The following is a 19,098-nucleotide window of genomic DNA, read 5'->3' on the forward strand; positions in this document are numbered from 1 at the left end:
ACGAACAACAGTCAAAGAGACCCAAAATGCAAACCAAATTCATGACCGCCACCCAAGCGGCACAACTGATCCAAGACGGTGACACCGTGGGGCTCATGGGCGGCGGTGGCGGCTTGATGGAAGCCACTCACCTGTTTGAAGCGGTACAAGAACGCTTCCTGAGAACGCATGCACCGAAGAACCTCACCCTCATGCACGCCCTGGGCATTGGCGACAAAAAAACCAAAGGCATGAACTGCTTCGCGCACGAAGGCCTGGTCAAGCGCGTCATCGGCGGGCACTGGGTCTGGTCACCGGCCATGCAGCAACTGGCCCTTTCCAACAAGATCGAAGCCTACATCCTGCCCGCCGGCGTGAGCAGCCAGCTCATGCGCGAAATCGGCGCAGGCCGCCCCGGCCTCATCAGCCATGTGGGCCTGGGCACCGTGTGCGACCCGCGCCATGGCGGCGGGCGCATGAACGATGCGGCCAAGGGCGACTTGGCCGAAGTCATCACCATCGACAACCGTGAATGGCTGCGCTATAAGCCCTTCCCCATCCATGTCGCCATCGTGCGCGCCAGCAGCGCCGACGAAGACGGCAACATCAGCTTCGAGCACGAAGCGGCCAACCTGGATGCCCAGTCTCTGTCCCTGGCAGCACGCAACAGCGGTGGCAAAGTCATCGTGCAGGTCAAAGAACGCCTACCGAAAGGGGCGCTCAAAGCACGCGAAGTCCGCATCCCCTCGGCCTGGGTGGACGCCATCGTGGTCGATCCGCAGCAGTCCACCAGCTACGACATCCCCTTCGACCCCGCCTTCAGCGGCGAGCTGACAGGCCCGGCGCGTGCACACAGCGAAGCGCAAGACCATGCACGCGAAGTGGCTGCCTCGCAAGAGGCCTTCAGTGAACGCCAGGCCGTGGCGCGCCGTGCGTACCAAGAACTCTTCAACACCGACAAGGCACGCCCGGTCATCAACTACGGTGTGGGCGTGCCCGACGCGGTGGCCAAGCTGATCGCAGCGCGCAATGAACAGCACCGCATCTACCAGACCATCGAGCACGGCACCTACGGCGGCACGCTCATGGACGGCGTGCTGTTTGGTTACGCCCGCAATGCCACCGCCATGCTGGACGCCGCCACACAGTTCGACTTTTACGGCGGCGGCGGGCTGGACATCGCCTTTTTGGGTTTTGGCGAATTCGACGAAGAAGGTTCGGTCAATGTGTCACGCCTGGGTGGCGTCACAGTGGGCCCCGGCGGCTTCATTGATATCGCCCAAAACGCGAAGAAAGTGGTGTTCTGCGGCACTCTGGCCGCCAAAGGCGTCAAGCTCGAAACCGGTGATGGCCAGATGCGCGTGGTCGCGCAAGGCGCTGTAAAAAAGCTGGTCAAAAAAGTCGACCAGATCACGTTCTCCGGCCCGCAAGGCTTGGTGCGAAAACAAGAGGTGCTTTACCTCACCGAACGCGCCAGCTTTCGCCTCACGTCATCGGGCATCGAACTCTTCGAAATCGCCCCAGGCATCAACTTGCAACGCGATGTGCTCGACCAGATGGCATTTCAGCCGCTGGTCGCTAAAGAGTTGAAAGTCATGGACAAGATGCACTTTACTGTCTGAAGCGGCATCAGCCACAGCGCGCAGAGGGCTTATTCATGCCCTCACCCCATGCCCTCAGGCCTGATCTGAGCCCTGGCCACCACAGCTTTCCAGCGGGCTTGCTCTGTCTTGATGAATGCCTCAAATTCAGCGCTGGAATTGCCGACAGCCAATGCGGTTTCGTTGGCCATTTTTTCTTTCACCACAGGGCTGCGGACTGCTTTCATGGACTCCACTTCCAGCTTGGCGATGCTGGATTTGGGCCATTTGCTGGGGGCCAGCAAGCCGTACCACTGTGTCATCTCAAAACCCTTGAAGCCCTGTTCGGCCACCGTGGGCACATCGGGCAACTGGGGCAGGCGCTGTGACGTGCCGGTGGCAATGCAGCGCAGCCTGCCCGCCTTGATGAACTGCAACAAAGCAGGCGCTCCCACCGACGCCGCTTGCAAGCGCCCTGCCATCAAATCGGTCAGCATGGGGCCCGTGCCCCGATACGGCACATGCAGCACAAAGGTATCGGTGGCCATCTTCAAGTATTCAAACGCCAGATGCCCGGCGCTGCCATTGCCCGCTGAGCCGTAGTTCAACTGGCCGGGACGGGCTTTGGCATAGGCCACAAACTCTTTGAGGTTCTTCACCGGCAAGTCCGGATGGACCACATACAGGCTGGGCACTTTGGCCACCAGGGTGATGGGTGCAAAGTCACGCGTCACGTCGTAAGGCAGCTTGGGAAAAATGTAGGGATTGACGGCCAAGGTGCCGATGTGACCCAGGATCAGGGTGTGCTCATCGGTGCTGCCCGCGACCTCTTGCATGGCGATGTTCCCAGCAGCACCGGGCTTGTTCTCCACAAACACACTCTGGCCCAAGGTCTTGCTCAGTTCAGCGGCCACAGCTCGGGCCACGATCTCGGAGCTGCCCCCAGTGGCAAAAGGAACCACCAGGCGCAATGGTTTGCTGGGCCAAGCGTTCTGGGCTCTGGCGGCGGGCAGACAGAGGGCAGAAGTTGCGGCAGCGGCAACGCTCAACACATCGCGGCGATTCATGAGGATTGGGGTCATCTAGTTACACCAGTGGAACAGTGAGTTTTTCAATCACTGCTTTCGTATCCGGACGCACGCCACGCCACCACTCAAACGCCTCGGCGGCTTGCTCAGCCAGCATGCCCACACCATCGGCCAAATGCGCGACGCCTGCTTGGCTGGCCAGCTTCAGGAAAGGCGTCAGGCCTTTTCCATAGGCCAATTCATAAGCCAGGCAGCCCGGCGCAAACACAGCAGATGGCAACGGCGGCAATTGCGCCGTGAGGCTGGCCGAAGTGGCGTTGAACACCACGTCAAACGACTGAGCCCCCAAATCGGCATAGCCCACACCCTTGACCGGCACGCTGCCACTTTGATGCTTGTGCGCCAACTCGGCCAGCTCCTCGGCCTTGGCCACCGTGCGGTTGACGATCACCACCTCGGCAGGCCCCTGGGCCAGGATGGGCAGCAAAGCGCCACGCGTGGCCCCACCGGCGCCCAAAATCAAAACCCGGCGGCCTTGCAGCGGGCAGCCCAAGTTGTGCACCACATCGCGCACCAGACCCACGCCGTCGAAGTTCTCGGCATAGACCTTGCCGCCTTCAAACTTCATCGCATTCACGGCACCCGCCATTTGCGCACTGGGCGCCAGGTCGGTGGCGTAGGCAAAGGCGTCCAGCTTGAAAGGTGCTGTCACATTCATGCCCCGGCCACCGGCCGCACGGAAAGCATCCACCGTCTGGGCAAACTCGCCCAAAGGGCTCAGCACCTTGGTGTATTCGATGTCTTGCCCGGTCACCTGGGCAAAAGCGGTGTGGATGAGCGGCGACTTGCTCTGCTCGATGGGGTTGCCAATCACGGCGTAACGGTCTGTCATGAAATCTATCCGGAAACACTTGCGTCAAGGCTTGAATCTTAGCCGCCCGGACTGTCAGCTTCGCTGCGCATGATTTACACAGGGCGACCCGGAGTCAACCGTGTTGAAACCATGACCGAACCGACCTTTGTATGATGCGCAAAACCGACCGCACTGGAGACCACTCATGCATCTGGGACCGCAATCTTTCGCTCTGCTTTTCACAGTTGTCCTGCTGGCCATCACGGCTTATTTTTTATTGGGCTCGGTGCCGCTGCTGGTGCTCAAGCATGACAACCCAATGGACTCGCGCTTCATCCGATCCTTCTACACCACCTATTTCCGCATCGCCATCGTTGCCGCTGTGGCCACCGCCATCAGCTATGCACTTGCGGGTCGAATCGGTTTGGCGCTGGGCGCTGCCGCGATTGCACTGCTGACCTGGCTGCTTCGCAGGCATCTGATCACCCGCATGGACCTTCTGGGCGATCAGATCCAGGCCAATGACCTCGTCGCCATTCCAGAATTTTTGAAAATGCACAAATCGGCGATCCTGATCAACACAACCCAGCTCTTCGCCATCCTGCTGAGCCTGGGATCGTTCTGATGCGCATGCGCGTGGGTAGATAAGGCAGATGTCGGACTCTGCGAGTGCCGACCTACAGGACACCTACAAATCAAGCGGCACGCTGTCTCCCCGTAGGTCGGTGGTCGAAGACCCCGACGATGCACGATCCAGCTGCTGTCGCTGCGACTCAATGCTTGCCCACCAGCCTGATCACGGCCAAGCCCAACACCGCCACGCCCAATGCAGCCCCTGTCATGGCATAAGGCAGCCAGCCCCTGTCCACACTGAGCGCCATGCCCACCACGCCGCTGGATTGGCCAAAGAACAAGAGGCAGGCAAACAAGGTCACCGCCGTGCCGCGAGAGGCCGGGGCCATCTGGGTGGCTTGAACTTGCAGCGTGTTGTGCAGCATGTAAAAGCCAAACCCGGTGGCCAGGCAGCCCAGCATGCCCAGCACCGGCTCATGTGCCCAGGCCAGCACCAGCAAGCCCAGCACGATGAAAGACGCACCGGTGCGAACCAAGCCACGCTCACCGCCCAGCCAAGCCAACCAACGACGGGCCATCTGGCTGTAGAGCAAACCGCCCACACCGTAGAGCATCATCACCGAACCGGCATACACCACGCTCATGTCGAACTGCTGGTGCAAATGCGTCGGAATGAAGGCCATCGCGCCAAACACCAAGGCGCCTTCAATGGCCGTCACGGTCAAAACCTGCCGCACACGCGCAATGCGCAGCATCTGGAAAGTGTTGGCAAAGTAGGCCGCAAAGCTGGATGTCTGTTCAGCGGACTGTGCCTTGGGCATGCTGCGCAACTTGCGCCACAGCATGAAAGCCGCCGTGCCAAACAGGACAGACACCACGCCAAAAGCCATTCGCCAGCCCAGATGCTCGGCCGCAAAGCCGCCAAACCACAAGCCCACCATCATGCCGCTGACGGTGTAGCCCATCAGCTTGGCCAGGGTCTCCTGCCTGCGGTCATAGGCCACCTGATCGCCGATCCAGGCCATGGACAGCGGAATGATGCCCGCCGCCGCTGCCCCCATGAAGCCACGCATGATCACCAACAAAGTCAGGTCGGCTGACAAGCTGGTGATGGCGCTGAACACCGCGCAAGCCAACACCGCCAAAGAGATCACGCGCAGCTTGCCAAAACGGTCGCCCAAGGGACCGTAAAACAGCTGCAACACGCCATAAGCCACAGCAAAAGCCGAGACCACCAGCGACGCCTCCCCCGTGGTGACCTGGAACTCCTGCCCCAGCACCACCAGCATCGGATCGCACATGCGCATGGAGGCCATGCTGGCAAAGCCCGCCAGGCCCATCACGCGCAAGCTGTTCTTTTCAGCTTGCACTGTCATGATCTTCAATCAGCTGTTGAGCTGCTGCTCCAGGTCGTGCAAGACCTGGTAGCAAGGCAAGACTTGGGCGATCGAGCTGTTGGGCTCACGGCCTTCTTTGATGGCGGCGAAGAATTCGCGGTCCTGCAGCTCGATGCCGTTCATGGACACGGCCACCTTGGACACGTCAATGGCCTCTTCCTTGCCATTGACCAAATCGTCGTAACGAGCGATGTAGGTTCCGGTGTCGCCGATGTAACGGAAGAATGTGCCCAGCGGGCCGTCGTTGTTAAAAGACAAGCTCAGCGTGCAGATCGCGCCGTTGGCGGCCTTGAGCTGGATGCTCATGTCCATGGCGATGCCCAACGTGGGGTGGATCGGGCCTTGCACCGCGTTGGCTTTGACGACGGGGCTGCCGCACTGGTAAGCAAACAGGTCCACCGTGTGCGCAGCGTGGTGCCACAGCAGGTGGTCGGTCCAGCTGCGGGCCTGGCCCAGGGCGTTCATGTTGGTACGGCGGAAGAAAAAGGTCTGCACATCCATTTGCTGGATGTTGAACTCACCGGCCTTGATTTTGTTGTTCACCCACTGGTGGCTGGGGTTGAAGCGGCGGGTGTGACCCACCATGGCCACCAAGCCGGATTCCTTTTGAACGCGCAGGACTTCCTGGCCTTCTTTGTAGACATCGCACAGCGGAATTTCGACCTGCACATGCTTGCCCGCCTTCAGGCATGCCAGGGTCTGGCTGGCATGCATCTGGGTGGGGGTACACAAGATGACGGCGTCGACTTCTTTCAATGCCAAGGACTCGTTCAAGTCGGTGGTGACATGGCCAATACCGTATTTGTCGGCCACTTCTTGGGTTTTTGCGAACTCGCGGCCAATCAGCGAGACGACTTCCACGCCGTCGATGTTTTTGATGCCGTCCAGGTGTTTGATGCCGAAGGCACCTGCGCCCGCCAGGGCGACTTTGATGGTTTTGCTCATGGTGTTCTCCAATAAATGTTGTTTGTAGGCGCTTGTCTGCAAGCGATGATGGTGGTTCTTGACCGACCGCATCACCAGCAGGACTGGCTCCTAAAGGGGATCAACTGTTTTCCAGAATGACGTGGCCCACCGCCGTGTTGCTGGCAGGCACATGGTAGAAGCGGTGACGCAGCTTAGGCGCGGGGCCGGTGGCTAGGCCGTCATTGATGTCGCTCATCGCGCCACGAGCAATCAACCACATGACGAGCTCAATGCCTTCGCTGCCGGCTTCGCGCACGTAGTCGATGTGCGGGGTTTGGGCGCAGGCCACCGGGTCGTTGATCAGCTGGTCGAGCCAGGCGTTGTCCCACTCGCGGTTGATCAGGCCCGCACGCGCGCCCTGCAGCTGGTGGCTCATGCCGCCTGTGCCCCAGATGTGCACGTTGAGGTCTTCGTCGTAGCTCTCAACCGCTTTGCGGATGGCCTGACCCAGATTGAAGCAGCGCTGCCCGCTGGGCACGGGGTACTGCACCACGTTGACCGCAAACGGGATCACCGGGCAAGGCCAGGCGTCTTTGACCGGGTCTTTTTCGCCGCACATCAGCGACAGGGGCACCGTCAGGCCATGGTCCACGTCCATCTTGTTGACGATGGTCAGGTCAAAGTCCTGCTGAATGACCGACTGCGCGATGTGGCTGGCCAGCTCGGGATGGCCTTTGACCACAGGCACTGGACGTGGACCCCAGCCCTCATCAGCAGGCGCAAATTGAGCGGTAGTGCCAATCGCAAACGTCGGAATCATGTCCAGGCTGAAGGCCGTGGCGTGGTCGTTGTAGACCAAGAAGATGACGTCGGGCTTGTTGTCCTTCATCCATTGCTTGGAGAAGTCGTAGCCCGCGAAAACGGGCTTCCAGTAGTCTTCTTGTGTTTTGCCCAGGTCCATGGCCGCGCCAATGGCGGGCACATGCGAGGTGAAAACGGAGGCGGTGATTTTGGCCATGTATTGTTCTCTCAAATCAATTGGAATCTGACCCCAATTAAGGTTTTTTACCTGCGGCGCCTTGCGGTTGGTTCTGCGCTTGGGCATCGCCGTTTTCGCCGATGTAGCGGTTGCCTTCCACGCTGCGGCCGCCGCCAATCATCATGTTGCGGTATTCCTCTTCGGTCATGCCGGTCATGGAGCCCGCCATTTGCTGAAAGCTCTTGCCGTCGGTCGCGCCGATTTTGGCGAGAAAGTAAATGTTGCCGCCGGTGCGCATGCACCAGTTCAGATCGCGGGCCAGCACGGCCTGCTTTTGCTCTTCGGTCATCTGCCACTCGTCCAGATAGGCCCGTTCGTTGGCCTTGAAGCGTTCGCGGTTTTCTGCTTTCATGAGCGACATGCAAAACTGGTTGATCCAGTAGCCTTTGCGCGATTGCTCGGCGTCAAAAATGATGGTGCCGGGCACGTCTGTGTAGGGTTTGTCTAGAGCCATATTGGTTTTCCGTTAAGCGTTAAGCGTTAAGCGTTGAGCATTGAGAGTTGAGCGTTGGGCGTTGGGCGTTGGGCGTTGATTTGTTCACCCTCAACGCTAAACCTCTTCAGGCCAGTACAAGCGCATCGGATTGTCCACCAGCAGCTTCTTTTGCAGCTCGGCGGTCGGTGCGATGCGCGGGATGAAGTCCACCAGCAGGCCGTCGTCGGGCATGTGGTCTTTCAGGTTGGGATGCGGCCAATCGGTGCCCCAGAGCACGCGATCGGGGAACTCCTCGACGATGCGCTTGGCAAAAGGGATCACATCTTGGTAGGCGTTTTGCTCACCGTTCAAGGCCTTGGGGCCAGTGACCGACAAACGCTCAGGGCAAGACACTTTGCTCCACACGTTTTGGTGCTCGCGCATGAACTTTTGGAACAGCGCAAACTGCGGGTCGTCCACGGGCAGCGACACATCGGGGCGGCCCATGTGGTCCACCACCACGGTGGTGGGCAGTGCGGTGAAGAAGTCCCACAGCTCAGGCAAATCGACAGCCTCGAAATAAATCACGACATGCCAGCCCCATTGGGCGATGCGGCTGGCGATTTCCATCAGCTCGTCTTTGGGCGTGAAGTCCACCAGACGCTTGACGAAGTTGAAGCGCACACCGCGCACACCGGCGTCGTGCATGGCCTGGATTTCCTGGTCGGTCACGCTGCGCTTGACGGTGGCCACACCTCGCGCCTTGCCATTAGAGTTGACCAAAGCGTCCACCATGGCGCGGTTGTCGGCACCGTGGCAAGTGGCCTGCACCACCACATTGCGCGCAAAGCCCAGGTGGTCACGCAGCGCATACAGCTGGTGCTTGGACGCGTCGCAAGGCGTGTACTTGCGCTCGGGCGCATAAGGGAACTCGGCACCGGGGCCAAACACGTGGCAGTGGGCGTCCACCGCGCCAGCGGGCACCTTGAACTTGGGTTGGCTTGGGCCGGTGTACCAGTCCAGCCAGCCGGGGGTTTTTTCAAATTGCATGGTCTTCTCTCAGGAACTCTGGGGATCAATCGGGTTTGATGTTGGCTTCGCGCACCAATTTGTCGTAGCGCACGCGCTCGGAGCGGATCAGTTGGGTGAACATCTCGGCGCTGCCGGGCACCACCTCGCCGCCCACAGCGTTCATGCGTTCTCGCACTTCCTTGGACTGCAGGGCTTTTTGCACTTCGGCATGCAGCTTGGCCACGATGGGTTTGGGGGTGGCTGCGGGGGCCACAAGACCGTACCAGACCGACGCTTCAAAGCCGGGAAAGCCCGACTCGGCCATGGTGGGCACATCCGGATAATTGGCGCTGCGGTTGGCGCTGAGCACGCCCAGCACCTTGAGCTTGCCGCTCTTCACATGGGGCAAGACCTCCAGCGCATTGACCGCCACCAGCGGCACTTGCCCGCCAATGGTGTCGGTGATGGCAGGCGAGCCACCACGGTAAGGGATGTGTTGCAAATCGATGCCTGCGGCCCGCGCAAACAGCTCGATGGCCATGTGCGGTGTGGAGCCATTGCCCGGCGTGCCGTAAGCGATGCTGTTGGGCTTGCCTTTGGCGGCTTCGATGAGTTGCTTGACGTTGGCAAACGGCGCATTGGCATTGGCCGCGATCACCACCGGCACACGGCCGATCATCGAAACGGCCACCAGGTCTTTTTCGGCATCAAAGGGTTGCGGCTGGTACAGCGACATATTGGCTGCCAGTGCGTTGGCCGCCATCATCAGGGTGTAGCCATCGGGCTCGGCGGTGATGACCGACTTCACGGCGATGTTGGTGCCCGCGCCTGGCTTGTTCTCGACCACAAAGGCCTGACCCAGACTGGTCTGCAGACTTAGGCCGATGGTGCGTGCCACCACGTCCACCGCACCCCCGGCGGCATAACCCACCACGATCTTGACGGGCTTACTCGGGTAGTTTTGGGCCAATGCCGAAACGCACAAGCCCAGCGTGCCGAGCCAGAAGGCCCAATGTTTGCGAATCGTCATGTCTTGTCTCCTGTGAGGATGGCAACGGGCCCTTGCATGGCCCGTGGTCAAGGGTTCAGTCGATGTACTTCAGGCCCGCAGCCGCCAAGGGCTCGCGCATCTTGTACATGTCCAAGCCCAGCACGCCTTGCGCCAGTTTTTCGCGCTTGGCACCTTCGTTGGCTTCACGCGCTTGCGCCGCTTCCAATGTCTTGGCCGCCAGGGCTTGGGGCACGCAGACCACGCCGTCGTCATCGGCCACGATCGCGTCACCGGGGCGGACGATCATGCCGGCGCACACCACGGGGATGTTCACTGAGCCCACGGTCGCTTTGATGGTGCCTTTGCTGCTGATGGCTTTGCTCCAGACAGGAAAGCCCATTCGGGTCAGCTCTTTCACATCGCGCACACCGGCGTCGATGATGAGCGCCCGTGCGCCACGGGCCATGAAGGACGTGGCCAGCAGATCGCCAAAGTAGCCGTCGGTGCATTCAGCCGTGATGGCCGCGACCACGATGTCGCCGGGCTGAATCTGTTCTGCGGCCACGTGCATCATCCAGTTGTCGCCGGGGTGCAAAAGCACCGTCACCGCTGTGCCAGACACCTGCGCGCCTGCATAGATGGGGCGCATGTAGGGCTTCATCAGGCCCACGCGGCCCATGGCCTCGTGCACAGTGGCCGAGCCCAAAGCGGCCAAGGCATCGGTGGCTGCGCGGTCCGCGCGGGTGATGTTGCGGTAAACAACGCCGAGTTCGTACATGGTTTTCTCCTGATAGGGGGGTTGGGTTTGCAGGAGCCGCGCCCTCGCGGCGATGGATCGTGCAGTGGGACGCCATCGCGACGGGGGCGTCGCTCCTACAAAAATTCAGTGGCCTTTGGCCGTCAGCTGGTCGTCCAGACGCTTGAACACGCGGCGGGCATTGCCTTCGTAGACCATGTAACGCTCTTCGTCGTTCAGGTTGGCCGTGGCTTGCACATAACGCTTGGTGTCGTCGTAGTAGTGGCAGGTTTCGGGGTCGATGCCGCGCACCGCGCCGATCATCTCGGAGGCGAACAAGATGTTCTTGACCGGGATCACTTTGGTCAGCAGATCAATGCCGGGCTGGTGGTACACACAGGTGTCAAAGAAGATGTTGTTCAGCAGGTGCTCGGACAGCAAAGGCTTTTTCAGCTCTTGCGCCAAGCCCCGGAAACGGCCCCAGTGGTAAGGCACCGCGCCGCCGCCGTGCGGGATCAAAAACTTCAGCGTCGGGAAGTCTTTGAACAAATCACTGGTCAGGCACTGCATGAAGGCGGTGGTGTCGGCATTCAGATAGTGCGCGCCGGTGGTGTGAAAGCAGCTGTTGCAGCTGGTGCTCACATGGATCATCGCGGGGATGTCGTATTCGACCATTTTTTCGTAAATGGGGTACCAGGCCTTGTCGCTCAAGGGTGGCGAGGTCCAGTGACCACCCGATGGATCGGGGTTCAGGTTGATGCCGACGTTGCCGTACTGCTCCACGCACTTGACCAGCTCGGGGATGCAGGTGGCCGGGTCCACGCCGGGCGACTGGGGCAGCATGGCCGCAGGCACGAAGTGGTCGGGGAAGAGTTGCGCCACGCGGAAGCACAGTTCGTTGCAGATCGCCGCCCAGGTCGACGAGACGTTGAAATCGCCAATGTGGTGGGCCATGAAGCTGGCGCGGGGGCTGAAGATGGTGATGTCTGAGCCGCGCTCTTTCATCTTGGCCAGCTGGTTGGTCTCAATCGTTTCGCGCAACTCGTCGTCGCTTATTTTCAGCTCGGAGACTTTGGGGCTGACACTGGGGTCCTTGATGCAGGCGATCTGGCGGTTGCGCCAGTCTTCCAGCGCCTTGGGGGCGGTGGTGTAGTGACCGTGCACGTCGATGATCAAGGGCTGGGTTTGGCTCATGGCGGGTTCCTGCGTTGAAGGTGTCTCGGGGGTCGATGGCTTGGGCCCCGACAGAGTGGTCAGAGACTCATTTTCTGTAGGACGGTGGCTTTAGCCCCGACATGCCTCACCGGTGCACTTTGTCGGGGCTGAAGCCGCCGACCTACAAAAGACAAGCTGCAAATTTCAAACCTTGATTGTGCAGGCTGACCCAGCTCTGGCCCAGCCCACGCAACATCTACCAGCTAGAACAAATTCGCATAACCAAGCCATGGCTATGACAAAATCACGCCAACAGAAAGGCGGCCGATGGACCTCAAACAGCTGGAATACTTTGTGCGGGTGGCCGAGCTGGGCAGCTTCACCCGCGCCGCACAGGCACTGAACATCGCCCAACCTGCGCTGAGTCGCCAGGTGCGCCTGCTCGAAGTCGAGCTGCGGCAAAACCTGCTGGTGCGCAATGGCCGTGGCGCCACCCCCACCCAGGCCGGACAGTTGCTGCTGGAGCATGGCCGGGGCATCCTGCACCAGGTCGAGCGGGCGCGTGAAGAACTCGGCCGGGTGCGCAGCGGCTTATCGGGCCGCGTGGCCTTGGGCCTGCCGCCCAGCGTGGCGCGGGTGCTGACGGTGCCTTTGACCCGCGCTTTCAGGCAGCGCATGCCCGAAGCCCAGCTGTCCATCAGCGAAGGCCTGTCAAGCGCCATGCAAGAAAACCTGCAAAACGGCCGCCTCGACATTGCCGTGCTCTACAACCCCAGCCAGGTGCCCGGCATCGAGCACACCCCGCTCGGGCAAGAAGAATTGCTGCTGGTGCAACCGCGCCCACCGGGCCTCCAAGAAGACCCGCCCCCACCGCCCATCGCCTTGAAAGACGTGGCCGCCCTGCCCCTGGTCATCCCCACACGGCCGAATGCGATCCGCATGCATGTGGAGTCTGAGATGGCCGCGATTGGCTGCCGCCCGCAGATTGCGCTGGAGATCGACGGCGTGAGCGCCATCCTGGACTTGGTGGCCGACGGCGCGGGCTATGCGATCTTGTCACGCAACGCGGTCATGCGCTCAGTGCGGCCCTCGGCATTTGCGGTGCGGCAAGTGTCCGCCCCATCCTTGACCATCCAGCTGACCACTGCCGTCAGCTCCTTGCGCCCCACCACCCTCACGCAACAGGCCACCTTGACGCTGATCAACGAGGTGGTCAAGGAATGGCTGACGCCGTAGGTCGGCGGCTTCAGCCTCGACATCCACACAGCGGCTGCCCATGTCGCAGCTGAAGCTCCGACCTACGAGACAAATCAAAAAGCGTGGTGCTGCAACACCCACAGCAAACCGCTGAGCGTGAAAAAGGACACCACCGTGGTGAGCAGCAAAGCCGCTGCGCTGATGGCGCCGTGGCCATGGCGCTGATTCAAGATAGTGAAGATGCCCAACATGGGCAAGGCACCCGACAACAACGCCGCTGTGCGCAATGCCGGATCGGCCACCGGTACGACCCAGCTCAGGACCAGGAACATCGACAGTGGGTGCAAGAACAATTTGCCCAAAGTGATCTGCGTGACCGTGCCCTTGACTCCATCGAGCTTCAGGCCCACCAAAGAACCGCCGATCACAAACAGTGACAAAACCATACTGGCCTGCGCAAACAAATTGACCGTGCGGGCCAGGGGTGCAGCCAGCGCCAGGTCAAACCACGAAAACACAAAGCCACCCGCAATGCCCCAGATCATGGGGTTCTTCGCCAGATTTTTGAGTGTTTGCACAATCACTTGCTTCCACTGCCCAGACGGGCCGCCTTGCGCATCGGCCACTGCCAGCAACACAGGAATCATCAGCAGATTTTCAACCACCATGTTCAGCGCCAGCGCCACCCCGGCCACCGGGCCCAGGGTCAAGAGCATGATGGGGTAACCCACAAAACCGCTGTTGGGACACGACATGCCCATGGCCATCATGCTGCTGTAGCTCAGGCTGTGGTGCTTGACTTTGCGCGCCCAGAACATTCCCCCCAATGCCACCAGCGCAGAGCCCAATGCATAGGCCAACAGGTAATGGCCATTGAGGATTTCACCAATCCGCCGCTGCGACAAGGCATTGAACAGCAAAGCCGGCAAGGCCAGGTTTAGGGTGAACTTGCCAAACACCTGCATGTCGGATTTGGCAAAAATGCCCTGGCGGGTGAACACATAGCCCAGCAAGATGGTCAGGTAGATCGGGCCGGTGATGCCCAGAATGTGAAGGGTGGAATTCATGGATCAATCAGCTCTTGGCGAGCGCCTGGCACGTCCAGACGCTGCAAGGGATTGTCCGGGCAAAAGCAGTCCAATGGCGTCCCAAGAGAGCACTAACTGATAGCCTGGATTGAAATACCGCAGGCTAAGGCAGTGAAAACAAATGGCAGGTCAGCGACGCCTTCGGTCTTGATTTACAAATCCAGCACCAGCCGCGCCGTCTGGCTGCGTGAGCAGCAGATCAGCATCTGATTGCCCGCTTCCTGTTCCTCTGGGGTGAGGAACATGTCCCAGTGATCGGGTGTGCCGGCCACCACTTTGGTCAGGCAAGTGCCGCAAATGCCTTCCGAGCAAGAAAACGGCACCTCGTGCCCTGCGTCTTGCAGCACTTTGAGGATGGACTGGTCTTTGGTGACTTGCAGGGTCTGGCCACTTTTTTGCAGTTGCACTTCAAACGTGCCATCGGCCGCAATCGGGGTCTGGCTCAGATCGGGGGTGTTCATGCGGTGACTCCGGTGTTGTTTTCTTCGGCCAGCAGGCGGTCGATGATGCGGCGCGACTGCACGCCACCCGAATCGATGTTGAGCATGAGCAGTTTGCGCTCGGGCCACTTGCTGATGTTGGCTTGTTGCAATTGCAGCATCTCCATGTCTTCGTTAAAAATGCCGCCCTGCCCGGTGCGAATTTTGTCGGTGAGCTCGCTGTCATGCGGCTTGAACTGGCGGGCCATTCCCCAGTGGTACCAGTGCGAGGTTTCGGTCTCGGGCGTGATGAAGTCCACCACCACGCTGTAGGCCTTGTGCTCGGGCGCTGCATCAAAGCCGCCCTTGCCCGCCAGCGCCACGCCCACATCGATCATGACGTGGCTGGGCGGCGTGAAGCGGCAGATCTGCCAACGGTCCACCTTGGCCTGCGGGTCCAGGCCGTTGGCGCTCATGGCCATTTGCCAAAACGGTGGCGCTTGAATGCCTGCCATGTGCCGCTGCAAGATGACTTGGTCACCTTCGACTTTGGTTTCGCAAGGGGTTTCGTCGATCTCGGGCTGACCAATGCTGTTGGCGTGCACATAGGTTTCGTGCGTCAGGTCCATCAGGTTGTCGATCATCAGGCGGTAATCGGCCTTGACGTGGTAGAGCCCGCCGCCATAAGCCCAGGCGGGGTTGTCGAAAAACTCGAACACAGGCATCTGCGACTCATCGGCCTTGGAGGGGTCGCCGGGCCAAACCCAGACAAAACCATAACGCTCGACCACGGCAAACGCTTTGGTGGCCGGAAAGCCGCGCACGCGCTGGCCAGGCATCTGCACCGTTTTGCCATCCACGCCCATTTCAAGGCCGTGGTAGCCGCATTGCAAATGGCCTTTGCAGACCTTGCCCAGCGACAAAGGTGCACCACGGTGCGGGCAGAAGTCTTCAACCGCAGCGACCTTGCCGTCCGGGCCTCTGAAGAAGGCCATTTTTTCGTTGCAAATGGTGCGGCCCAGCGGCTTGTCGCCCAGGGCGTTCAGATCGGCCAACGAGCAGGCCACGTACCAGGTGTTTTTAATGAACATCTTGTCCTTCCTCTTCAATTCAAAGCTTGCGGGCCACGCCCAGCAAGCTGTCCAACAATTCGGGGTTTTGGCGAAGCGTGTCGGCATCGCTGGCGTGCACCACATTGCCGTGGTCCAGCACCACGGCGCGGTGGCTGATGCGCAAAATCGCTTGCGGGTGCTGCTCCACGATGATGGCCGACAGGCCCTCTTCGCGGGTGATGCGGGCAATGGCGCGCAACAGCTCTTCCACAATGATCGGTGCCAGGCCTTCGAGCGGCTCATCCAGCAGCAGCAAGCGCGGGTTGAGCACCAGCGCCCGACCCACGGCCAGCATCTGCTGCTCGCCACCCGACAGCTGGGTGCCCAGGTTGGTTGTGCGCTCAGCCAAGCGTGGGAACATCTCGTACACGCGCTCAGGCGTCCAAGCTCGGCTGCCGTGCAGGTTGCGCCCGGGCCGGGCCACCGCCGTCAGGTTTTCGTGCACCGTGAGCGATTTGAAAATGTTGCGCTCTTGCGGCACCCAGCCAATGCCCGCAGCCGCCCGCTCGTGCGAAGGCAAGGTGTGCAGCGGCTGGCCTCCCAAAAAGATTTGCCCACCATGCTGGCGCGTGGCCCCGGCCAGGGTGTCCATCAACGTGGTTTTGCCGGTGCCGTTGCGGCCCAGCAGCGCCAGGGTTTCGCCCTCGCCCAGCGAGAAGCTGATGTCGTTCAGCACCACGGCTTCGCCGTAACCAGCGCTCAGCTGCTCAACTTGCAACAGTTCTTTCATGTGATGTTCTCTTTTCTGGGAGCCGCGCCCTCGCGGCAATGGCGTGCGGTCCATCGCGGCGAGGGCGCCGCTCCTACACGATGCATCTCAGCCATGGGTCACCTCCTCGCCATGTCCCAGGTACACCGCCTTGACTTGTGGATCAGAGGCGATGGCTTCGGGCGTGCCCTCGGTCAGCACCGCGCCGTTGACCAGCACGGTGATGCGGTCGGCAAATTCAAACACCAGGTCCATGTCGTGCTCGATCAGCAACACAGACACTTCGGCGGGCAGCGCCGCCACGGTCTGCAACAGTTCTTCGCGCTCGCCCGCAGGCACTCCGGCCACGGGTTCATCGAGCAGCAGCACCTTGGGCTCGCAGGCCAGCGCAATCGCCATCTCCAGCAAACGGCGCTTGCCGTAAGCCAGGTGCTCGGTGCGCTGGTGCATCACTTCGGTCAGGCGAAACAGCTCCAGCAATTGCTCGCAACGCGCCACCACGGCAGCGTCTTGTCCCAACTTTTGCCACCAGCGCCCGCCCAGGCCGCGCTGCTGCGAAACCACCATGGCCAGGGTTTGCAAAGGCGTCATGCTGGCAAACAGTTGGTTGATCTGGAAGGTGCGCACCAAGCCGCGCCGCACACGCTGGTGCGGTGCGAGTTGGCTGATGTCAACACCGAGCAACTCAATGCGGCCCGAGGTGGGCGGCAGCACCCCAGTGAACAAATTGATGAGCGTGGTCTTGCCCGCGCCGTTGGGGCCGATCAGCGCGTGGCGTGCGCCCAAGCGCAGCTCCAAGTTCACGTTATCGGTGGCGGTGATGCCACCGAATTGTTTGACCAAGCCCTGGGCCTTCAACACGATGGGCTGGTTCATGACAGCTTGCTTCATTGCGCACCGCCTTTCTGATCGGAAGCGCGGCCGAACCACAGCCAAGGCCGAATCAAACGCTCGCGCCCGACCATCACCAGCACCACCAAAAACAGCCCAATCCAGAAGGTCCAGTACTGCGGCGTGATGCCCGAAATCACGTCGTGCATGAGCTTGAACACCACCGCGCCGAGCACGCCGCCATACAGCCAGCCCACACCGCCGATGACCAGCATCAGCATCACATCGGCCGAGCGCTCTAAAGCAAACACATCAAGCGAGGCAAAGCCCGTGGTCTGCGCCATCAAGGCGCCTGCCGCACCGGCCAAAGCTGCGGCCACGGTGTAGACCACAGCCAGCCGGTTGTGCACCGGAATGCCAATCGCCATGGCGCGCAGCGGGTTGTCACGCACCGCCATGAGCGTGGCCCCCCAGGGCGAATGCACCCAGCGCCTGGCCAATGCAAACAAAATCAAGAGCACGCTGAGCGAATACCAAGCCGCCGTTTGCCCATACAGGTCAAACTCAAAGCGGCCCAGCACGGGGCCCATCATCACGCCTTGCAAACCGTCCGAGCCACCCGTGAGCCAGTCCAGCTTGTTGGCCAGCTCCATCAAAATCAGCGCCATGCCCAGCGTGACCATCAGGCGCGTCAAATCCGTGCCGCGCAAGATGGTGAGTGAACACAAAGCGCCCAAGAGCGTGGCGCAGCCCATGCCAAACAGCAGACCCACCAGCGGGTCGGGCATCACATGCTTGGCAAACAAAGCCGAGGCGTAAGCGCCCAAGCCCAAAAACGCCGCATGCCCCAGCGACACAATGCCGGTGTAGCCCAGCACCAGGTCCAGCGACACGGCGAACAAGGCGACGATGGCCACCTCATTGACGATCAGCGCATGGCCCGGAAAGGCGAAAGGCATGACAAAGGCGAGCAGCCAAATCAGCGGTTCCCAGCCGCGCAGGCGGGCGGAGGACAAAAGTTGTTGACGAGCGTCCATAGGATTGTTCATATCATCGACCCCCCTTGCGCACAAACAGCCCTTGCGGACGCCAGATCAAAATCGCGATCATCAGCGAATACACGATGAAGGAACCGAGCTTGGGCATGTAGTACTTGCCCGCCACATCGGCCATGCCCAACAGCAGCGCGGCCCACAGCGGCCCGGTGATCGACGAGGTGCCGCCCACGGCCACCACGATCAAAAAATACACCATGAACTTGAGCGGAAAGGTCGGGTCCAGGCCCAGCACTTCAGCGCCCAGCGCCCCGCCCAAACCGGCCAGGCCCGAGCCTACGGCAAAGGTGGCGGCAAAGATCAAATTCACGCGAATGCCCAGGCCTGCGGCCACGCGGGCATCGTCCACGCTGGCGCGCAAGCGGCTGCCAAAGCGGGTTTTGGCCAAGATGAATTGCAAGCCCACGGTGAGCGCTGCGCACACGGCGATGATGAACAGGCGGTAGTGGCCCATGCCCAAGGCGCCGTCCCACAACTCGGTGCGGCCCCGCAGCCAATCGGGCAACTGCATGATCTGCTGCTGCGAGCCCATCAAATAATCCACACTGGCCACCGACATGAAAGCCAGGCCGATCGAAAACAGGACTTGGTCCAAATGCGGCTTCTTGTACATGTGGCGGTACAGCGTGCGCTCCATCACCGCGCCCAGCAAGGCCGTGGCGGCAAAGGCCAAAGGTAGGCACAAGAGAAATGGCACTTGAAAGCGCTGCATCAGCACCACCGTCAAATAGCCCCCGGCCATGGCAAACGCGCCGTGCGCCAGGTTGATGAAATTCATCAAGCCCATGGTCACGGACAGGCCCACGGCCAGTATGAAAAGCAGCATGCCGTAGGCGATGCCGTCGAAAAGGATGGTCAGCATGTCATGCGTTTCTGGTTCTCAAATTCAGCCAAGGATGGGGCCCGTGCAGGCGAGAGCCCTGCAAGCGATGGTTCAACCCCTCATCGCCAGCAGGGCTGGCTCCTACAACGCGGCCCTGTAGGCGCTTGCCCTGCAAGCGATGGCGCCTACAGCAAGCATTGC

General features: G+C 60.8%; 20 protein-coding genes. 3 read left to right on the forward strand and 17 right to left on the reverse strand.

What is annotated here, in order from left to right; all coding sequences use genetic code 11:
• Positions 1-26: 26 nt before the first annotated feature.
• Complete coding sequence (locus B9Z51_RS01205) at positions 27-1,601, forward strand: acyl CoA:acetate/3-ketoacid CoA transferase (protein ID WP_108372601.1); 1,575 nt, start codon at positions 27-29, stop codon at positions 1,599-1,601.
• Positions 1,602-1,642: 41 nt separating this feature from the next.
• Here B9Z51_RS01205 and B9Z51_RS01210 read toward each other — a convergent pair whose 3' ends face one another.
• Together B9Z51_RS01210 and aroE are read right to left on the reverse strand one after the other, a co-directional pair.
• Entirely contained in the window at positions 1,643-2,641 is a 999-nt protein-coding gene (locus tag B9Z51_RS01210) for a tripartite tricarboxylate transporter substrate binding protein (RefSeq protein ID WP_108371124.1), read from the reverse strand.
• Between the two features lie 4 nt (positions 2,642-2,645).
• A complete protein-coding gene (aroE, locus tag B9Z51_RS01215; RefSeq protein ID WP_108371126.1) occupies positions 2,646-3,479 on the reverse strand; it encodes a shikimate dehydrogenase in 834 nt (277 codons plus the stop codon).
• 127 nt (positions 3,480-3,606) lie between these two features.
• Here aroE and B9Z51_RS01220 point away from each other — a divergent pair, with 127 nt between their 5' ends.
• Positions 3,607-4,065 carry a hypothetical protein gene (locus tag B9Z51_RS01220; RefSeq protein ID WP_233254780.1) on the forward strand — a complete coding sequence of 153 codons (459 nt, stop codon included), beginning with the start codon at positions 3,607-3,609 and terminating at the stop codon, positions 4,063-4,065.
• Positions 4,066-4,213: 148 nt separating this feature from the next.
• On the opposite strand, the gene B9Z51_RS01225 is transcribed toward B9Z51_RS01220, so the two are convergent.
• From B9Z51_RS01225 to B9Z51_RS01260, 8 genes are all read right to left on the reverse strand, one after another.
• A complete protein-coding gene (locus B9Z51_RS01225; protein WP_108372603.1) occupies positions 4,214-5,389 on the reverse strand; it encodes an MFS transporter in 1,176 nt (391 codons plus the stop codon).
• A 9-nt stretch (positions 5,390-5,398) separates the two neighbouring features.
• Positions 5,399-6,355, reverse strand: a complete 957-nt coding sequence (locus B9Z51_RS01230; RefSeq protein ID WP_108372605.1) for a Gfo/Idh/MocA family oxidoreductase — start codon at positions 6,353-6,355, stop codon at positions 5,399-5,401.
• Between the two features lie 100 nt (positions 6,356-6,455).
• Positions 6,456-7,334 carry a class III extradiol dioxygenase subunit beta gene (locus B9Z51_RS01235; RefSeq protein ID WP_108371130.1) on the reverse strand — a complete coding sequence of 293 codons (879 nt, stop codon included), beginning with the start codon at positions 7,332-7,334 and terminating at the stop codon, positions 6,456-6,458.
• 37 nt (positions 7,335-7,371) lie between these two features.
• Positions 7,372-7,809 (reverse strand): protocatechuate 4,5-dioxygenase subunit alpha, encoded by a 438-nt coding sequence (ligA, locus tag B9Z51_RS01240; RefSeq protein ID WP_108371132.1) that lies wholly within the window; start codon positions 7,807-7,809, stop codon positions 7,372-7,374.
• 96 nt (positions 7,810-7,905) lie between these two features.
• On the reverse strand, positions 7,906-8,820 hold the full coding sequence (locus tag B9Z51_RS01245) for an amidohydrolase family protein (RefSeq protein ID WP_108371134.1): 915 nt from the start codon (positions 8,818-8,820) through the stop codon (positions 7,906-7,908).
• A gap of 25 nt (positions 8,821-8,845) precedes the next feature.
• Positions 8,846-9,811, reverse strand: coding sequence for a tripartite tricarboxylate transporter substrate binding protein (locus B9Z51_RS01250; RefSeq protein WP_108371136.1), 966 nt, complete (start codon positions 9,809-9,811; stop codon positions 8,846-8,848).
• A gap of 55 nt (positions 9,812-9,866) precedes the next feature.
• Complete coding sequence (ligK, locus tag B9Z51_RS01255; RefSeq protein ID WP_108371138.1) at positions 9,867-10,550, reverse strand: 4-carboxy-4-hydroxy-2-oxoadipate aldolase/oxaloacetate decarboxylase; 684 nt, start codon at positions 10,548-10,550, stop codon at positions 9,867-9,869.
• Positions 10,551-10,655: 105 nt separating this feature from the next.
• Positions 10,656-11,684 carry an amidohydrolase family protein gene (locus tag B9Z51_RS01260; RefSeq protein ID WP_108372607.1) on the reverse strand — a complete coding sequence of 343 codons (1,029 nt, stop codon included), beginning with the start codon at positions 11,682-11,684 and terminating at the stop codon, positions 10,656-10,658.
• A gap of 306 nt (positions 11,685-11,990) precedes the next feature.
• On the opposite strand from B9Z51_RS01260, the gene B9Z51_RS01265 reads away from it, so the two are divergent.
• Positions 11,991-12,899, forward strand: a complete 909-nt coding sequence (locus tag B9Z51_RS01265; RefSeq protein ID WP_108371140.1) for a LysR substrate-binding domain-containing protein — start codon at positions 11,991-11,993, stop codon at positions 12,897-12,899.
• A gap of 74 nt (positions 12,900-12,973) precedes the next feature.
• On the opposite strand, the gene B9Z51_RS01270 is transcribed toward B9Z51_RS01265, so the two are convergent.
• From B9Z51_RS01270 to B9Z51_RS01300, 7 genes are all read right to left on the reverse strand, one after another.
• Complete coding sequence (locus B9Z51_RS01270) at positions 12,974-13,927, reverse strand: AEC family transporter (protein WP_108371142.1); 954 nt, start codon at positions 13,925-13,927, stop codon at positions 12,974-12,976.
• A gap of 173 nt (positions 13,928-14,100) precedes the next feature.
• Positions 14,101-14,409, reverse strand: coding sequence for a 2Fe-2S iron-sulfur cluster binding domain-containing protein (locus B9Z51_RS01275; protein WP_108371144.1), 309 nt, complete (start codon positions 14,407-14,409; stop codon positions 14,101-14,103).
• Complete coding sequence (locus B9Z51_RS01280) at positions 14,406-15,458, reverse strand: aromatic ring-hydroxylating dioxygenase subunit alpha (protein WP_108371145.1); 1,053 nt, start codon at positions 15,456-15,458, stop codon at positions 14,406-14,408. Before B9Z51_RS01280 ends, B9Z51_RS01275 begins: the two co-directional genes overlap by 4 nt.
• A gap of 19 nt (positions 15,459-15,477) precedes the next feature.
• A complete protein-coding gene (locus B9Z51_RS01285; RefSeq protein WP_108371147.1) occupies positions 15,478-16,209 on the reverse strand; it encodes an ABC transporter ATP-binding protein in 732 nt (243 codons plus the stop codon).
• Positions 16,210-16,296: 87 nt separating this feature from the next.
• Positions 16,297-17,064, reverse strand: coding sequence for an ABC transporter ATP-binding protein (locus B9Z51_RS01290; RefSeq protein ID WP_233254781.1), 768 nt, complete (start codon positions 17,062-17,064; stop codon positions 16,297-16,299).
• A gap of 11 nt (positions 17,065-17,075) precedes the next feature.
• Positions 17,076-18,056, reverse strand: a complete 981-nt coding sequence (locus tag B9Z51_RS01295; protein WP_233254782.1) for a branched-chain amino acid ABC transporter permease — start codon at positions 18,054-18,056, stop codon at positions 17,076-17,078.
• A gap of 13 nt (positions 18,057-18,069) precedes the next feature.
• Positions 18,070-18,936, reverse strand: coding sequence for a branched-chain amino acid ABC transporter permease (locus B9Z51_RS01300; RefSeq protein WP_108371153.1), 867 nt, complete (start codon positions 18,934-18,936; stop codon positions 18,070-18,072).
• Positions 18,937-19,098 lie beyond the last annotated feature (162 nt).

Source organism: Limnohabitans sp. T6-5 (genome assembly GCF_003063315.1).
Classification (GTDB): domain Bacteria; phylum Pseudomonadota; class Gammaproteobacteria; order Burkholderiales; family Burkholderiaceae_C; genus Limnohabitans_A.